14 protein-coding genes are annotated in these 17,083 nt (G+C 41.3%); 4 read left to right on the forward strand and 10 right to left on the reverse strand.

Going from position 1 to position 17,083, the window contains the following annotated elements; genetic code table 11:
• The first annotated feature begins 13 nt into the window (after positions 1-13).
• Both ACK8HY_RS05920 and ACK8HY_RS05925 read left to right on the forward strand, forming a co-directional pair.
• Positions 14-970, forward strand: a complete 957-nt coding sequence (locus tag ACK8HY_RS05920) for a nitrilase family protein (RefSeq protein WP_416133056.1) — start codon at positions 14-16, stop codon at positions 968-970.
• A gap of 198 nt (positions 971-1,168) precedes the next feature.
• The gene (locus ACK8HY_RS05925; protein WP_416133057.1) at positions 1,169-2,482 is read left to right on the forward strand and encodes a sensor histidine kinase; all 1,314 of its coding nucleotides are present in this window, start codon (positions 1,169-1,171) and stop codon (positions 2,480-2,482) included.
• Between the two features lie 89 nt (positions 2,483-2,571).
• On the opposite strand, the gene ACK8HY_RS05930 is transcribed toward ACK8HY_RS05925, so the two are convergent.
• The 4 genes from ACK8HY_RS05930 to ACK8HY_RS05945 all read right to left on the reverse strand — a co-directional run bounded on the left by ACK8HY_RS05930 (position 2,572) and on the right by ACK8HY_RS05945 (position 9,592).
• Positions 2,572-3,612 carry an endonuclease/exonuclease/phosphatase family protein gene (locus ACK8HY_RS05930; RefSeq protein WP_416133058.1) on the reverse strand — a complete coding sequence of 347 codons (1,041 nt, stop codon included), beginning with the start codon at positions 3,610-3,612 and terminating at the stop codon, positions 2,572-2,574.
• A 101-nt stretch (positions 3,613-3,713) separates the two neighbouring features.
• A complete protein-coding gene (locus ACK8HY_RS05935; protein ID WP_416133059.1) occupies positions 3,714-5,243 on the reverse strand; it encodes a SusD/RagB family nutrient-binding outer membrane lipoprotein in 1,530 nt (509 codons plus the stop codon).
• Between the two features lie 11 nt (positions 5,244-5,254).
• Positions 5,255-8,557 carry a SusC/RagA family TonB-linked outer membrane protein gene (locus ACK8HY_RS05940; protein WP_416133060.1) on the reverse strand — a complete coding sequence of 1,101 codons (3,303 nt, stop codon included), beginning with the start codon at positions 8,555-8,557 and terminating at the stop codon, positions 5,255-5,257.
• Positions 8,558-8,611: 54 nt separating this feature from the next.
• The gene (locus ACK8HY_RS05945) at positions 8,612-9,592 is read right to left on the reverse strand and encodes a FecR family protein (protein WP_416133061.1); all 981 of its coding nucleotides are present in this window, start codon (positions 9,590-9,592) and stop codon (positions 8,612-8,614) included.
• A 103-nt stretch (positions 9,593-9,695) separates the two neighbouring features.
• On the opposite strand from ACK8HY_RS05945, the gene ACK8HY_RS05950 reads away from it, so the two are divergent.
• Positions 9,696-10,274, forward strand: coding sequence for an RNA polymerase sigma-70 factor (locus ACK8HY_RS05950; protein WP_416133062.1), 579 nt, complete (start codon positions 9,696-9,698; stop codon positions 10,272-10,274).
• 128 nt (positions 10,275-10,402) lie between these two features.
• Here the strand turns inward: ACK8HY_RS05950 and ACK8HY_RS05955 are convergent, their stop codons facing one another.
• Positions 10,403-11,272 carry a pirin family protein gene (locus ACK8HY_RS05955; protein WP_416133063.1) on the reverse strand — a complete coding sequence of 290 codons (870 nt, stop codon included), beginning with the start codon at positions 11,270-11,272 and terminating at the stop codon, positions 10,403-10,405.
• 926 nt (positions 11,273-12,198) lie between these two features.
• Here ACK8HY_RS05955 and ACK8HY_RS05960 point away from each other — a divergent pair.
• Positions 12,199-12,699: a DinB family protein gene (locus tag ACK8HY_RS05960; RefSeq protein WP_416133064.1), complete on the forward strand. Its 501-nt coding sequence runs from the start codon at positions 12,199-12,201 to the stop codon at positions 12,697-12,699.
• Here the strand turns inward: ACK8HY_RS05960 and ACK8HY_RS05965 are convergent, their stop codons facing one another.
• From ACK8HY_RS05965 to ACK8HY_RS05985, 5 genes are all read right to left on the reverse strand, one after another.
• Positions 12,700-15,099, reverse strand: coding sequence for an ABC transporter permease (locus ACK8HY_RS05965; RefSeq protein WP_416133065.1), 2,400 nt, complete (start codon positions 15,097-15,099; stop codon positions 12,700-12,702).
• A gap of 164 nt (positions 15,100-15,263) precedes the next feature.
• Positions 15,264-15,386, reverse strand: coding sequence for a hypothetical protein (locus tag ACK8HY_RS05970; protein ID WP_416133066.1), 123 nt, complete (start codon positions 15,384-15,386; stop codon positions 15,264-15,266).
• Positions 15,387-15,493: 107 nt separating this feature from the next.
• Complete coding sequence (locus ACK8HY_RS05975; RefSeq protein WP_416133067.1) at positions 15,494-15,775, reverse strand: hypothetical protein; 282 nt, start codon at positions 15,773-15,775, stop codon at positions 15,494-15,496.
• On the reverse strand, positions 15,753-16,022 hold the full coding sequence (locus ACK8HY_RS05980) for a hypothetical protein (protein ID WP_077432926.1): 270 nt from the start codon (positions 16,020-16,022) through the stop codon (positions 15,753-15,755). Before ACK8HY_RS05980 ends, ACK8HY_RS05975 begins: the two co-directional genes overlap by 23 nt.
• A 276-nt stretch (positions 16,023-16,298) precedes the next feature.
• Positions 16,299-17,000, reverse strand: coding sequence for a DUF3667 domain-containing protein (locus ACK8HY_RS05985; protein ID WP_077432925.1), 702 nt, complete (start codon positions 16,998-17,000; stop codon positions 16,299-16,301).
• Positions 17,001-17,083: the final 83 nt, after the last annotated feature.

Consider the following 17,083-nt stretch of genomic DNA (forward strand, 5'->3'; position numbering starts at 1 on the left):
CAAAGAAAGAAATATGGACAAATTAAAAATTGCCACAGCACAATTTGAGCATAAAAGTGCGGATAAAGCCTATAATCTGACAATCATAGAGACCCTTGCGCAACAGGCCGCAGCCCAAGGTGCTGATGTGATTGCTTTTCACGAATGTTCCATTACTGGTTATACTTTCGCAAGAAATTTAGATAAACAGCAAATGCTCGATATTGCCGAACTCGTTCCCAAAGGAAACAGCACCCAGAAGTTGATCGAGATAGCAACCAAATACAATATTACCATTCTTGCCGGTTTATTTGAAAAAGATGAAAACGACAATTTATATAAGCCTTATATCTGTGTCGACAAAGATGGGTTAGTCGCCAAACATCGCAAATTACATCCTTTTATAAACCCCTATCTGACTCCAGGTCAAGCTTATACGGTATTTGAGATCAAAGGATGGAAATGCGGCATTTTGATCTGCTACGACAATAATGTCATTGAGAATGTACGCGCAACAAAATTATTGGGAGCCGACATTATCTTTATGCCACATGTTACCATGTGTACTCCTTCATCTAGACCTGGAGCGGGCTTTGTGGATCCTCAGCTCTGGCACAACCGTGAACAGGATCCAACCTCCTTGCGATTGGAGTTTGATGGAATGAAAGGACGCAGTTGGTTAATGAAATGGTTGCCAGCCAGGGCCTATGACAACGCAGTTTACACCGTGTTTTCAAACCCCATCGGAATAGATGACGATCAGTTAAAAAATGGTTGTTCAATGATCTTAGATCCTTTCGGGGATATTCTCGCAGAATGCCATACATTTGACGATAGTTTTGTCATAGCCACAGTCACACCCGAAAAACTGATACAGGCTGGTGGGTATCGTTATATCAGCGCCCGACGACCAGAACTCTACCGCAACATTATTGGTCAGCAACATGAAGCAGAGCAAAAAGTAGTCTGGTTACATACAGAAAATAGCTAATTTCCATCAATCCAGCAACTGATTTAAGACCTTTCAACTCAGGTTTTAAATCAGTTGCAGACCAATAAATAAGCAGGGACAGCCCCCAGTCTACTGCCAATTAAAGTATAGCGAACATTTTTTTATCTGTATCACGCGACAACACCTTATTTATGTTAATTTAGCGGATTAATATTCACTAGCAGATTAAATAAAATTATGAAGTATATCCGAAGATATTGGAACATACTTACAAATATCGGTACGCATCCGGATATTTCCTATGTCAATCTCAAAAGGATACAGATGGTCAATCTGATTGCCATACTTTGTTTATTGCCCACGCTTTGCTTTTTTGTCCTTAATATCATGGACAAACGTTACCTCTTATCGGCGATCAACTTATCTAACGCGATCTGTTCTATTACGGTTCTTTTCCTACAGTATGATGGCAAACATAATTTTGCAAAGGCCATGTTATTGATCAGCAATTTTATCTTTTTTTTTCTAGGAGCCATGTTATTTAAAAACGGGGGTGAGTACTTTCTCTTGTGTGCGCTGATTGCTTCGATGTTACTTTATGACGATCGCCGCATCCATATTGTTTTCTGTCTTGCTACTGCCTGCTCCATCGCACTGCTCTATTTCCTGCCCCCGCTTATTCCCCTGTCCCATCGCGTACCACGGCTGAGACTGATCTTCAATATCAGCAATGCACTTGCCTTCATTGTTATCGCTGTCAATTCTTTCTTACAGATTATTTACAACAATATGGAGAAAATCGAGGAACAGCGACGTAAATTGGAATCCATGAACCGCGATAAGGAAAAAATATTCTCTATCGTCGCCCATGATATCAAAAGCCCCTTGGCCAGTCTGGAAGCATTGGTGCTGATGCTCCGTGACCAGGTCCTCGACAATACGATATCCAGGGAATATATCCAACAACTTTATCAGCAGATCGTTCTTCAAAACCAGGCATTGGACGATTTTTTACACTGGGGTACCAGCAGCATGCGTGGCATTACGAACCCAGCAGTATTGGTCATGGTCAAACCACTGATACAGGAAATCATAAGCCTGTTTGCCGACCAGATCCAGGCCAAACAACTCAGGATCGAGATTGACATCCCCGAAAGCACAGAGATTTTTGCCAACAGGGATCACACCGCCATTATCTTCCGCAACCTGATCAGCAACGCCATCAAATTTAGCTATGTTGCCGGAAAGATAAGTATCTATTGCAGTACGAAGGGAAGCCATACCCACATCCATATCCAGGACGAGGGGGTTGGGATCAATCCCTCTAAATCCGCGATGTTATTTAATGTGGCTCAGCACAAATCATTCGGCACAGAAGCAGAACCCGGATCGGGCCTGGGGCTTGTCCTCTGTAAAGACCTGATCGAACGCAACAAAGGTATAGTCGATATCCAGAGTATACCCCATAAAGGTTCGATTTTTAGCGTTGGCTTACCGTCATTTCCCACAAGAAATCAACCCGCAAAAAAAGAAGCACAGACGGTAAGCTAAAACCAGTCTGTGCCGCCAAGGTTATGCGATATTCGCCTTATCTTATAATCACTTTTCCGTTTAAACAAGGTGTTCCCTGCTTTTATCGGCTAAAAGCCAAAGGTCACCAGCAGGGCCTTGTGATCTGTAGGCCATACTCCCTTTGGAAGCAGAAATTCATCTTTGCTATCTCTGTCCTGTTTTTTGGCATATTTTACTGTTTCCACAGGACCTACAATCTTTGTCGCCTTCACTTTTAGCGGTTGCTTGCTGCGATAATAGACATAGTCTATTCTGTCCCGATCATCTGCTGTCGGCGCCCAGGCCAGCTTATCAATAGGTACATCCTTATTGAATGCAGGATAAGTAAAACCAGGATGGCTTACGGGGTCGGGATACATCATACGAAAACTATCGATAAATCCCGCCTTTTCCAGCAGAACCGAGCAGTCCCAGGGCACGACGGCACCCCGATGGTCGAACAGATCCTTGGTCGCTACTGTCCAGTCCAGGTGTGAGGGTTCATTAAAATCACCGGCGATAATAAAGGACTGGGATTGCTCCTCTCCGTCCACATCGCGTATAATATCGCGTATCGCTTCATCCCTTTTGCTTTTGCGATTCGCTTCCACAATAGCCGAGACCGCGTTGATCGGGTTCTCCAATTTCTTCCAGGTCACTCCATCATATCCGCGGGGTAAATAGCAGGCATAATTGGTATAATCCAGGTGTAAAGAATAAAAGACAAAATTGCGTTTACCGACTTTAATTTTGCTCTTCAGCACGCCTCCCATTCCACTTTCGAGGTCATAAAGTGCACGCTGTTCTCCTACCTGAAATTTTGAGATTAGTCCCACATCCAGTTTTTCATCACTTGACTTACCGAAATAGCTTGCACCTCTGGATTTTAACGCAGTCAATATACGCTGAATATAATCAGTTCCCTTGTAATTGCGCACCTCACTAAAAAGCACAATGTCTGCATCTTTGTCTATGATTTCATCCGCAATAGCCGCAAAACCATTGGGCACTACCGTCCCTTCCTGCCAGATATTGATCTGCAGAACTTTAAGTTCCGTTTTCCCTTTCGCAGATAGCATCTGTACGATGCTGAACAGTAGCAACAGTAGGATAAATTTTCCTAGTTTCATCTTTATGGTATGTCTTAACTCATCAATTTAGGATACCTGCTCCAGCGGACTAAAACAGGTATCCTGTTCAAATATCTAAAGACTTTGGTACAAGTCCTATTTTATTTTTGTAACAACCATATGAGTTTGTCGACATTGTCCACACTACCCCACTGACGTTGTATAGCCGCATCTACATGCTCCCGATTGGTATCAAATTCCGAGTTTGGATACATCCAGCGCATCGGCATTTTCGTGTTCGTGATATTCTGATTTGTATTTGGATTAATCGGAAATTTAGGATATCCTGTGCGACGGTAGTCATAATACGACTCCCACTCACGTTGCATAAAAGACAATAAGTATTTCTGATATATAATTTTTTCCAAATCAGTTTCAAAATTTCCAGTCAAAAGGTTTGACGGATGATTTTGCACAGCTTGGATATTGGCTGCATCAATCTTCTTATTATGGTGATAGTCGGCTATATCCGGCGTATTATCGGCTACAAAGGCCATGCTCGCACGAATACCCTCATTATAATAGCTATTGGCCGAACCCGAAATCCAGCCACGCAATGCGGCTTCAGCTAAGATAAATTGCTGTTCGGCATAACCGAGCTTAACAACAGGCTCTCCGCTGGGCAATTGCGTATAACGCGCATTAATTCCCGAGAATTGACCCGAAGACCACTTTTTGCTGATCACATCAAAGGATACTGATGGGTCTACGCCTAAATAGGCATCCGGACTGTTGGCCGGTATCTGCTTATCTGTTTCGCTTTTAGCAGGTTTGGCAAAATAATACAACCTGTTATCTGCACTCTCTTTCAATTTGTCGACGATTAAGTAACTCAACATTGCATAAGGATTATGGTTAAGCCGGGTAAAATAAACCGGATAATATTCCTTAGCGTTGTTGGCATAGGTACGCTGAAAGTTGTCTGCACTCGAAGCCATCAAATCTAATTTCACATAGTTTTGGAAACGGCTGATTACTTTGAGATCATTGTCGGCCTGCTTCATCGACAGATGCATCAATACTTTGAGTTGGAATGCCCGAACAGTCTTTCGCCATTTGACCGGGTCTCCTTTAAAAATAGGATCACCATCCAGTTTAACCCCTTTATTAAACGATTCATAGGCCTGATCGAGATCACTTAGAATTGCCAAAAGTACTTCCTTCTGCGTATCGTACTTTGGTTTCAATACCCCTGTCTCTCCCTGAAATCCCTCCGAATAGGGTATATCTCCCAATTGCATCGTCAGATAAAATAGTTGGTAAGCCTTCGAGAAATAATACAGCCCCTCATACGCTGGCCGGGATGCCTCCGTTGTTAATTCCAACATTTTATTACCGTTGATAACGGTACTATAGCCGCTAAATTCCGATCGGCCGAAATAATTATATTGATCGCCATCAGCGCTTTCACCCCAGGCCAGGCTTTTTGACAGCAGTTGATTGCCATAAAACGGTTTCCCCATTTTACTCGAGGTTAGTTCAAGTATAATATTCGTAGCCAGCAACGGCCGAGATGCCTGAGTTGACCCATTCGGATCCGTATTGATCTCTTCGAAATTGTTGCAAGAAGCAAGTACAGTTGTGCTGACAGCGAATACAAGCACAAATAATTTATTTATTTTTTGTTTCATGATGCTGCGGATTAAAATTGAAGTTTTAGATTCATACCAATGTAGCGTATAGATGCCGAATTAAGGTTATCCAAACCTACGTCGGGATCCGAATATTTAAAGTCTTTGGTCCACATCCATAGGTTCTGGCCTATCAGACCCACAGAGGTATTTTTTGCTTTAATTTTCTGCGACCAGGTAGCAGGCAAACGGTACTCTAAACTCAGATCCCTTAATTTGACAAAAGTCTGTGAGAACATAAACTGGGACCTTGGACTACCGATATAGGGAGCCATACGCATTTGATAATTTTCATAAGAAACAGGTACGTCATTGGCCGCAAATACCCGGTCATCTCTTGTGATGTTACCATACGAATCATAGTCTACCGAGCCAGACACCACTTTTACGCCCTGTCCTACATAATTATTTTTACCATTGACTACCATATCATAGCGATATTCATTATCACTGTCAGGATGACTACCAGAATTCCACATCGCCTGGTCGGTCACACTATGTGTGATCCCACCCACACGTCCATCAAAAGAGAGATTCAATGTAAACTGTTTGTAGGAAAAAGTATTTGACCAGCCCCAGATAAAATCAGCCTCATTGTACCCAGCAACGGTCTGGTAAGCACTGGCTCTCGGTAATCCGCCATAATGGATAATATTGCCGTTCTGATCTCTTTCCCAATCATACACTGCCACCCAATTCCATCGTGCTCCATCTTTTACCCAAGGTTTATCTGTTGAATAATCCGGATCCACCCGATCATAAGTATACCGATCCCTCGACCAGTTGATTTTGGAATTCCAGTTGAAATCCTGATTTCTTATTACATCCGCGCCCAACATAATTTCGATCCCTTTTCTACGTAAGTCTTCTTTGATGTTAATCTGAGTCTGCGAAAAACCGGTAGCTGAACTGACTGCAGCATTACGTTGCTGATTAAATGTTAAAGCATTATAATAGGTAACATCTAGCTGTATCCTATTTTTCAAGAAATTAAGTCCCGTCCCGAGCTCCCAAGTATCAATTGTGACCGGCTTAATCGAGGCGTTCCTCAAGACCGTTGGATACGCAGCAGTCCCGAGCCCCTGCCAGACATCACTGGAAATTGCATATTGCTGATTAATGGCATAGATTTCGGGTGGAGTTTTTGTTCTGACCCATGAGCCTCTCACTTTCCAGAAACTCAACACGGTAGGTAATTTTATTAGATCCGATAATACTGCACTAGAAGATATTGAGGGATAGAAAAATGAACGGTTATTTTTATCCAGTGTAGATGTCCAATCATTCCGGCCTGTGACTTCCACAAAGATCGCATTTCTCCAGGATGTCGTTAACCGCCCATATACTGCGTTCTCTTGCCGGCGTGTTAAACTTGAACTCGTGGTAGCAGGATTTACTGAAGCCCGCAAAGAGTAAAATCCCGGAATTGTCAAGCCGCCGGACGTTGTTCCGCTTTGGCTGTCGTTATTTCGATAATTTAACCCAGTTCCAAGAAATGCTTCAAATGCAAATTGATTGATTTGCTTTTTTGCGGTAGCCATTAAATCCCCATTGACACTGTAACCACCCTGACGGGTATTGGAGAAATACCCCAATTTGTTCCAGCCCCCAACAGCACCAATTGGATTTCGGTATTGATCAAGCTGTGAATACATATCTGACCCTAAACGTGCATTAATCGTCAACCAGTCATTTGCTTTAAACTCCGTATTTAGATAACCATTTAAAATATTGTAGTCATTGGAATGTACAATCTCGTTGGCAATAAAATAGGGGTTATCATACCAGGAAGCATCCATCCAGTTCTGCTTTTCATGGGGAGTTACCCAATAGTTTTTATAGTCCCGGATGTCATATTCAGTCCCCGACCAGACGGTTAGGTTGTACAGAATCCCACCACCACCATATCCTGTGGCTCCCATATTTGGATAGTATCGCTTATTATAGTTCAGTCCGCCCTCAAATTTAAATTTACCAGCGGTCATATCACCCGATACGGCATAGGTCATCTTGTTCAGCTTGTTGTTTTCATACTGGCCTTTGTTGTAAACATGCGTAAATGAAGCCCTAACACCACCATTTTCCCCCCGTTGAGAAATGCTGATATTATTATTGGTAATAAAGCTCTGTTGTTGAAAATTCTTTAGATTATCCTTTCCGATAGACCGCAATTCGGTATCTTCTGTCTGGTAGGTATAAGGATTATAAATCTTTGCTGTTCTTCCGATATCCAGTTTATCTCCCCAAACATAACTTCCCGGTTGATATTTTCCCCCTTGGCCCGTACTATAAGATGTCTGGACTTCCGGTCTCCGCAAGTAGCCCGCATTAAACATTGTACTGCTATTGATCTGCACGTCCATTCCCTTGCCTTTGCTCTTTTTCGTCGTAATCATGATGGCTCCACCACCACCTCTGCTTCCATATAAAGCTGCGGCTGTCGCCCCTTTCAATACACTGATATCTTCGATATCATCCGCCGGGACATCCCTTAGACTGACAAATTGCGAAGCCACCCCATCAATAACGATCAGTGGCGCACGTCCGCGCAGTTCAATTGTTGGCGTGGTATTAAACTCGGTGCTGTTTTTGATATTCAGACCCGCCACACGTCCGGTCAAAGAAGTTGCCACATCCACACCTTTTGCTGAAGAAAGTGCTGCTCCGCCCACTTTTTGAACAGCATACCCCAATGCCTTCTGATCGCGTTTCACCCCCAAAGCAGTAACAACCACCTCATCCAACGCTTTATTTCCTGCTTTCAATTGGACACGGAGCGTATGCGAATTCGAAGGACTTAGTTCCACGCTTTCAAAACCGACTGCATTGACGAACAGATTTTCATCCGCTTGTACACGGATTGTAAATTTCCCCTGTTGATCTGTACTTGTCTTGCGCTCCCCCTGACTGACTGTCGCACCGGAAAAAGGCTTTTGTGATTCGTCCAGTACAACCCCGCTGACTGTGATCAATTGTTGCTGCCCTTCCGATTTTGTCAGCGTTGATTTTTCTCTTACCGAAAGGATGATATTCCCTTCCATAATACGGTAGTTAATCTCTGTGCCTTTAAAAAGCCGCTCAAGCACAGCATTGATATCCTCCCCTTTGGCATTGACCGAAAAACTGCGTTTTGTGTCAATCTGGTTATTGTTGTAAAAAAACCGAAAGCCAGATTTCTTTTCAATTTCATCCAGAATAGTCTGCATGCTTTTGTTGTTAACAGACAAAGTCAGGGACTTCTGCTGTGCTTGGACAAATTGGAACGTAGAGATTCCAACCCCCAATAAGATCAGTTTTAATCTTAACTTGTTCATGATAATGGTTAATAAATTGTATAAGTAGAATTTTATTGTTTACATGATAAGGACTTATTTATAGAGTTCTACGGTAATCGAACCATCGGTTTTACTACCGTCATTAACAATATTATATTGGATCTGAGAAGATATCTTGATGTGCTCCAGCACGGTGATCAGCTGTTGTGAATCAAACACACCGGTAAGTCGTTCGTCATTTAGTTTTTGTGATTTTAGATTAAACTTGACGTTGAAGCGCTTGGATATAATGGTCAGTAACTCCGTCAGGCTTGTGTTGTTGAGCACAATCTGGTTGTCTTTCCAGGAGGTCAGGGTCTTTTCGTTCAGCTCATTGGGTACAATCGACCTGTTTTTTTTGTTATAGACTACGGTTTGGCTTGGCTCTAGCAGCAAGGATTTGGGGCCAGTATCAGATTGGTATTTAAATTGTACACGCCCCTCTTCGAGCGTTGTACGCACAGTTGAGTCTGTATGGTAGGCATCCACGTTAAAGCGGGTGCCCAATACCTCAACGACTGCATTAGCGGCAGTCTGTACACTAAATTTCTTTTTCGGATTTTTTGTCACATCAAAAAACGCTTCACCATCCAATTTGACAAGACGCTCCTTAGTGAATCGTTGTGGGTAGCTGATCACGGTATTTGCATTCAACCATACCGTTGTACTGTCCGGCAGCCGTATCGAAGCCACCATTCCCGGATTGGTGCGCATAGTGACCCAGGCTACAGACTCAGACCTGCTATACCACTGGTAAAGCTGAACCAGCAATAGCGGCACGAACAATATCGCAGCCGCGCGCTGCAGTATATGCAGATAATTCAAGCGTCTAGTAGGTCTGAATTCGCTGATCTCTGAAGTCATTTTTTCAAAGGCCCGATCAGTATCAGTGCTTTCCAATATGGCATAAGCATCAATTTGGTGGTAAAACTCACAAAAAGAACGTGCTTTTTCCCGGTTACTTTCCGATTCTAGCAACCAGTTCCTCAAATTTTCCTCTTCTTCCGCCGATAAATTATTATTAATAAAATTCAAAAGCAGAGTTTCTATATATTCATCATTTTTATGCATTTTTACAACGATTTTAAAGGATGACTATTTAAGGGGAGTATGTCCTAAAAATTTTTTTATTTTTTTTATGAATACGAGTTTAGGCGACGAGATCCTCGTCGAAAATCTGGTTAAAGGAGATAAATACGCGTTCGAGTCTATTTTCAAAAAGTACTATGCCCCACTATTGGCTTACGGCAAGCAATACGTAGAATTGGCTGATGCTCAAGAAAATATACAGGACTTGATGTTATGGCTCTGGAACAACCGTGAGAATCTCTATTTTAGCACTTCCCTAAAAAGTTATCTGTTTTCAGCGGTACGCAACCGTTGTCTTACAGCGATCAAGAAGGAAAAAACGAAAGCAAGTTCTTTTTATGAATTAAGTCAACTGACTGGATTCGAACAATCGGGCCAGGATCTTTATTTTGAAAAAGAACTGAAAGAGAAGATCGATAGAGCGATCAGCAATCTCCCGGATTCGTTCCGAGAGGCTTTTGAATTGAATAGGTTTGAGCATCTGACCTATAAAGAAATTGCATTGAAGTTAGGTGTATCCCCCAAGACCGTTGATTACCGCATCCAGCAGGCATTAAAAATCCTGAGGAAAGACCTCAGGAATTACCTGCCGCTGTTGGTCTACTTTTATCCCATGTTACGCCTCTGATCTTCCCTATCAAAAAAATCCCCCAAGCTTTTTGAGCCCAGGGGAAGTTCCTGATAAGATTTCTGCATCGGCGATTTTCGGGAACGGTGACCGTCGATAGCGAAAAATGTTACTATGACCATGAATGATTAGTCAAGCGTACCGAATTTACCAGCCTGAAAATCTTCAAAAGCCTGATAGATTTCCTCTTGTGTATTCATCACAAAGGGGCCGTAACTGACAATCGGTTCGTCAATAGGTTCTCCGCTCATAAACAACAAGACAGCTTGCTCATTGGCTTTGATCACGATTTCATCACCATCGTTTTCAAATAACACAAAACTATGTTCATTGGCCAACTGACCATTTACTTCAGCTTCACCATTGACCACCAGCAGACCAGCATTGTGATGTTGCGGAACATGAAATGTCGTCTGATGTCCCTTTTCCAATTTAATATCAAAGAGATTCACGGCGGTGTAGGTCTCGGCCGGCCCTTTTGTTTCCTGGAATACACCGGCAATGACGTTGACCTGTCCAGCTCCGTCAGGCAGCTGTACTTTGCCCATCTGATCCGCTGTGATCCCCTGATAATGCGGCGCTGTAGACTTATCTTTGGCAGGTAGATTGACCCAGAGTTGTACCATTTCAAAGGGACCACCGGCCCTGGAGAAGTTTTCCTCATGATACTCTTTATGCAATATACCCGATCCCGCTGTCATCCATTGAACGTCTCCGGGATTGATCACCCCACTGTTGCCCGAACTATCGTGATGCGCCACACTACCTTTATAAGCAATTGTCACCGTTTCAAAACCTTTATGCGGATGCACATCTACCCCACGGATATGATCCGATGGACCAAAATCAAATTCCGCATTGAAATCCAACAAGAGGAAAGGACTTATCCGTCTTTTGCTGATCCCGTTACCGGGAACCATATTGTATACACGGAATCCGTCACCTACCATCCCCGGTTGTGCAGGACGAGGGAAGATTTTTTCAATTGATTTTTTCATTTTAGTACTCCTATCTTTTAGATCCATGCATTATCGAACATATTCTTTTTTGCTTGCTTGCTTGCTTGCTTGCTTGCTTGCTTGCTTGCTTGCTTGCTTGCTTGCTGCCGATTTGCATAGTCAAATTTACGCCAGCAAGGAAGTACAATCCAATAAGCTAGTTTAAGGTAAAAAGTTAATGTAGATTAAGTATTTATCACTAGCTATCCCGAATGGCTTTTTACCCCTTGTCGCAACATCAAAAACCGGGACAAGGCCATACAAACCTGTGTTAGATCATTCAGAAAACAGTCATAACCATTGGTTATAACCACCTATTTTTTTAATTATATTTTTAATTCAAATAAAGATCACAAATAACTAATTAACAAAGTGTAACAATAAAAAACAAACAGCAACAAGCGCCCAATTTTCAAACGCTCGTCCGCTGTGAGTAGCTGATCACATAGGAATTTATCTTACCGATCTCATCGTATTCATAAGCGTTCCATAATGACCTTTGGATTCGTTGTGTATTACTTTCTGTAATCCCCTATTAAAATGATCTTCCTGTTAACGAAAAAGCGGTGATCAGAACTCCTCTAAAGACAGCAAATAAAAACACATATAATACTTAAAAAACAACAAATTACAATCCTTAACCTAAATATAATATTTACATTTATTTTTAGGATCATTTAATCGTATTATAACACCTCAATCTTTCCCATTGGATACCATCCATCAGGGCTTAGCCCGGCGATTATTCCCTGCATTCCTCCTGAGGTGACAGGGCTCAGCTTCTTGTAACTATCAAAGAATCTGTCCTACACGTTGTTTATCTGAAGTAATTCCCTTGCAGATAATCAAAAATTCCGCTACGGAAAACAAACAATTGCTATCCAGCAACTGTTCCTTTCCGAAAGATAGCAACATCATATAAAATCATGGAAGATATTTTGATCAAAGACCGTATTCAGCAGTTAAAGGATGTCGAAAGCACCGACCTCTGGATCGACGAAAATTTTGAGAAGAAGCTATCGCAGGTCGATGGAACAACAGCTTTTGAACGGCCGATTGCCGAAATGCACAGTATAGCAGAGCTAACCTCACATTTGATCGAGTGGCGCATGGAAGTGCTGAGCCGCCTAAAAGGAAATCCAAGGGGGCTTGAAATGAGCGATGAGGCAAACTGGCGAACAAATGACTTGAGACAGCGGGGCTGGGAAAATCTATTACAGGATTTTCACGCAACACAGCAAGATATTATTTCTTTTCTGGAGGGAAAAGATGATTCCTTCCTGCACACAGCCTATCCTCATGCCGACAGCTCCTTTCCACATGATTATAATTACCTGTTAACCGGTTTAGTTCACCATGACATGTACCACTTGGGACAAATGGGTATTACAATTAAATTCCTCAAAATGCAGCATTTGGATATATAGTTATTCATCACGCAGGTCACCTGAGATATTTACACGTGATACCCTAATGATATGTATCCCGACTGTACCGGCTACTGTTACAAGAATCCCGACAGCACTCAGACCAAATAACCAACCGCTCAGGTCTATCCGGTAAGCAAATCCATCCAGCCATTTTTCTGCTACCCACCAACTTAGCGGAACAGCAATGACGACAGCCAGAATAATTAACCGTATATAGTTTTTACCGAGTAATAGTCCCAGATCGACAAGATCTGCACCAAGCACCCGACGTACACTGATCTCCTTTCTACGCTGACCAATAAGAAAAGCTGTCAATGCAAATAGACCAATCAAGGAAATAACAATGGCCGTTATACCGAAAAACGAAACAATGCGTTGCAACCGGATATGAGTGTCGAAAAATTGCTGGAAATCATCATCCAAAAATGAATATTTCATATCAAAATCTGGCTCAATATCTTTCCATTCTGTTCTGATGGATTTGACGGTTCCACTGATATCCCCATTATTTATTTTTACTAAAATTGCCCCTCCAGACTGAAACATACAAGCTTCATTGCCAATTGTAAACACCGTAGGCTGAATCTCCTGTTCCATGCCCAAAACATTAAAATCCTCCACTACCCCCACCACCTGCAAGGGGATACTATCACAATCAGGAAAGGCTATCGAGTTCTGTTTTCCATTTTTATATCCCAACTTATTAGCAGCCGTTTGATTGATAATTGCGGAACGCGTGTGCTGATCAGTATAACTATCGTCAAATAACCGCCCCTGATCCAGATTGATGTTCAAGGTCTTAAAAAAATCTTTGCTTACCTTGACCGAACTCATCCGGTATACTTTACCTTCAGCTTTAAATGCAACCGTTGTGGTATCGTTAAATTTGTCCCCGGGTATCTTTGTTGACTTCGAGACAGATTCCACCCCCTTGATTTGCATTAATCGTGATTGTAACGCATTAAAGCCTTCCTCGCGAGTGCTCATCTTATAGGCTTGAATTCGCAAAATCTGTTCTCCGGAAAAACCTTTGTCCCTGGTTTGCATATAATCCAATTGCTTGGTCACGACCACCACGCTGTAGATGAAGAATGTTGCTACGACAAACTGGAGCACAATAAGCGCGTTGCGAAAAACAACTCCATTTTTACCTCTCGAATAATCACCCTTTAAAACCTTAGTCGTATTGAAACGTGTCAAAAAAATCGCTGGATACAAGCCTGAAAGAATTACCACCACGATAAAAGATAGGAAAAGCTGAACCGCGATTGTGTAAGTTATGCCGTTCTTCAGAAGGCTCAAATTAACATTAAATTGCTGGTTAAAATAAGGTAAAGCAAGATACAATAGCAAAGCAGCAATGGTAAATGCAATGCCACATTGTATGGCTACTTCTCCCATAAAGTGCCAAAACAGTCGCTTCTGACTTGAGCCGAGAACCTTCTTTACTCCGATTTCTTTTGCACGGGGTAGCGCTGCCGCAATAGAAAGATTACTGAAGTTGATTGTCCCAGCAATCAGCAGCATGGCAGCCAAGACAATGAGAATAGAAACTGTTTTGATATTGCTGCTACCATAGCGTGGAAAGTTATGGATATCATGAACGAAGTCTAAAAATAAACCTTCCTGAGGACCTGATACGCTAAATTCTGCGTAAGACTTATTATTGTGTTTGGTCTTCAGCCGCTCCTCGTAAAAAATCTTAGCTATTGTAGCCTCTACATCCCCCCGCTTCACTGCAGGCTTAGTCTTGATATAAGTTAGATAAGAATAATTGCCCCAGTGGTAATTGTTTTTTTCGTTGGGATTCCGAAATACAATCTCTACGTTCATATGCCCTGGCCCTGTAGCTTCTTTCATCACTGCTGTAACTTCGCAATCCAAAGCGTTGAAGAATTTAATTGATTTACCGATAGGACTTTCGTTCCCAAACAGCTTTTTTGCTATGTTTTCACTGATGACTACGGTATTAGGCCGGTTTAAAGGGCCATTACGTTCTCCAGCTATAATCTCATATGGAAACACTTTGAAGAAAAGGGAATCGGCGGCTATAGTCCCTTTTTGAACGATTCGTTTCTCAGGGGTCGACAAAGGAGTCTCAAAATTTTCATCCCGTGATAAATTCGTAGCGGATTCAACGACGGAAGCCTTCTCTCTTAATAAAGCAGCTAACGGTGCCTGTGTTGAATTTAACACATCCTCATTTTCCAGAAGGGATACTTTGGCAACCCGTTCAAGGTCCGGATGCCAACGGTCATAACTTAATTCGTAATTTAGATACAGCAGTAGGATAAGGAAGCTACATACACCTATAGACAGACCGAGGATATTAACGAGTGAATAGCCCAGTGATCGCCTGATATTTCTAAAAGATAATTTTAAATAATGTCCTAACATAATTTTATTCGGTCTAACGGTCAAATCTGTTTACGTTGAATACACAAGCCAGACCAATATTACAAAACACTACTTATCAGTAAATTACCAAAAACAGCCATTTTAACAACCTGTTCGAATTCGGACAATACATGTGCAAAACCGGACAAAAAGTTTACCCGAATTTAATAGCAGAAGTTGTATTCGATCAATTTACGTTGGTCTGTCCGCCATTTTACCCATTTGGAAATAGGTTTATAATCTTCGACATAATCACAGGTTGATTTTGGGACTAATTTGATTAACATAAAATCATTCTTTATCTCCAGTACCTGGTACAGGTATTTTCGTTCTGTTATACTGATGTTCTGCACAGCTGTTGTTAATCGTACAAATGCGGATTTGATGTAGTCATTCAGCTCAAAAAACTATATTGAAGGTCTTTTTTCAGAATAAGTTTCCTTTCCTTGTTGATGAGGACAGTTAAATAGGCGCTATCCTGATCTGGAGATTCCGCATCAAATTCAAAAAGTCGAAGTTCGGAATAGGGGATGATCTGACGGGCGATCACAATTTGCGGCAGATTAATTTCATAGTCCACAAGCTCAACTGCATTACTTGGTACGATACTTCCATAGATCGTTTTGTCCAGATTTAAAATCTCAACTTTCTGGTCAATGGACAACACCGCTGCCATGCATCGTATTTTCTGTAATGAAAGAAATGCCTTTATATTCTACTGTATTCAATTGCGTTATGTCCCCTACTGAGCTTTCAACACCTGGCATTAGCCTGATCTCTGTGGTATTTTGCGAGTGATCATTCACCACTTTTGACCCTGCTGTAGCTTGAGAACCATTATGACATGAAGTCCTACCAATTCCGATCATAATCCAATATATACATAGCGGAATATTCAGCAGTTTTCTTTGTTTTCCTTTCATCGTTAATCACTATATACTATCTGAAATCATAAAGATAGAAATACTGAAAACTGCAAAAGGAACTGTTTTATATATGCTTGAAAAGACTTATGATTCAAAAGACTTATGATTCGTTAACCGCTACTAAATTCACTCATTACATACCTATGTGCATATGAAAGATTGTTCCGGTTGGACCACCGAATCTGGACCACCGTGCCTCCTAGCAATAATCAAAGTAGTAAAACCATAGACGTAAATCTCATGTCTATTACTAAGATCCATGACTTGCAAGCTCTATTTAAGCCCTAGATAATAAAATATATTGGCCAATAATATCAAGATCAACCGAAAACTCACAGCTCCAAGAAGGCAGCATGAAAATGATTTTATATAATTAATGATTTTTTTCTCCCCAAAAAACTGTCCGATTGACCAAAACACATATAAATAGGCCGCAAATACACCAACGTTTGCAATCACGTTACTTTTAAATAATTGCCCAGTTAATGCAAACAGACAAACAATTAAAAAGGATTGACCAATTGAGTAGCATAACAGAACAGTTATTTCATAAATATTGTATCCATGCTTTTTGAAAAATAGAGATATCCATAACGAAATTAAAAATCCAATAAATAAGGAAGTATAACCGATATGACTATTCACCCAATTACTGATCATTTCTTTTTTTAGATATTGATCAACATTTCCTATTTCTTGATTTAGCGAAAAAAAATGATATTCGGTATGAAAGAAATGGAAGAGCAATGTAAACAATGTCGCTGAAAATATTAGAAAGATAAGCGGTTTGGTTGCCTTTGTTCTATCGGCTAAAATAAAACTCCTGACAAGTTTTCCCGGACGAAAAAAAAGCTCCTTAACCGTATATAAGAATCCACTTTCTAGGTGTAAAAGATGCTGAAGCTCATGGCTGATATAAGAAAAGTTAATCCTCTTTACTTGATTAGTTGGGTTTTGGTTGCCTGTATCTTTCATTTATAATAGATAATTTTGATTATACTGCCGATTTCGTTAAAAAATCTTCAACATGTGACCAGTAGTTTCCTGACCGCTAAGAT

This window comes from Sphingobacterium sp. NGMCC 1.201703 (genome assembly GCF_047784615.1).
In the GTDB taxonomy this organism is placed as follows: Bacteria; Bacteroidota; Bacteroidia; order Sphingobacteriales; family Sphingobacteriaceae; genus Sphingobacterium.

Excerpts from the sequence above, each read along its gene's own strand:
- ACK8HY_RS05985 (WP_077432925.1), bottom strand. The coding sequence starts at position 17,000 with ATGAAAGATACAGGCAACCAAAACCCAACTAATCAAGTAAAGAGGATT.
- ACK8HY_RS05940 (WP_416133060.1), bottom strand. The coding sequence starts at position 8,557 with ATGAACAAGTTAAGATTAAAACTGATCTTATTGGGGGTTGGAATCTCT.
- ACK8HY_RS05960 (WP_416133064.1), top strand. The coding sequence starts at position 12,199 with ATGGAAGATATTTTGATCAAAGACCGTATTCAGCAGTTAAAGGATGTC.
- ACK8HY_RS05925 (WP_416133057.1), top strand. The coding sequence starts at position 1,169 with ATGAAGTATATCCGAAGATATTGGAACATACTTACAAATATCGGTACG.
- ACK8HY_RS05970 (WP_416133066.1), bottom strand. The coding sequence starts at position 15,386 with ATGTTAATCAAATTAGTCCCAAAATCAACCTGTGATTATGTCGAAGAT.
- ACK8HY_RS05955 (WP_416133063.1), bottom strand. The coding sequence starts at position 11,272 with ATGAAAAAATCAATTGAAAAAATCTTCCCTCGTCCTGCACAACCGGGG.
- ACK8HY_RS05950 (WP_416133062.1), top strand. The coding sequence starts at position 9,696 with ATGAATACGAGTTTAGGCGACGAGATCCTCGTCGAAAATCTGGTTAAA.
- ACK8HY_RS05935 (WP_416133059.1), bottom strand. The coding sequence starts at position 5,243 with ATGAAACAAAAAATAAATAAATTATTTGTGCTTGTATTCGCTGTCAGC.
- ACK8HY_RS05920 (WP_416133056.1), top strand. The coding sequence starts at position 14 with ATGGACAAATTAAAAATTGCCACAGCACAATTTGAGCATAAAAGTGCG.
- ACK8HY_RS05965 (WP_416133065.1), bottom strand. The coding sequence starts at position 15,099 with ATGTTAGGACATTATTTAAAATTATCTTTTAGAAATATCAGGCGATCA.
- ACK8HY_RS05975 (WP_416133067.1), bottom strand. The coding sequence starts at position 15,775 with ATGGCAGCGGTGTTGTCCATTGACCAGAAAGTTGAGATTTTAAATCTG.
- ACK8HY_RS05980 (WP_077432926.1), bottom strand. The coding sequence starts at position 16,022 with ATGAAAGGAAAACAAAGAAAACTGCTGAATATTCCGCTATGTATATAT.
- ACK8HY_RS05930 (WP_416133058.1), bottom strand. The coding sequence starts at position 3,612 with ATGAAACTAGGAAAATTTATCCTACTGTTGCTACTGTTCAGCATCGTA.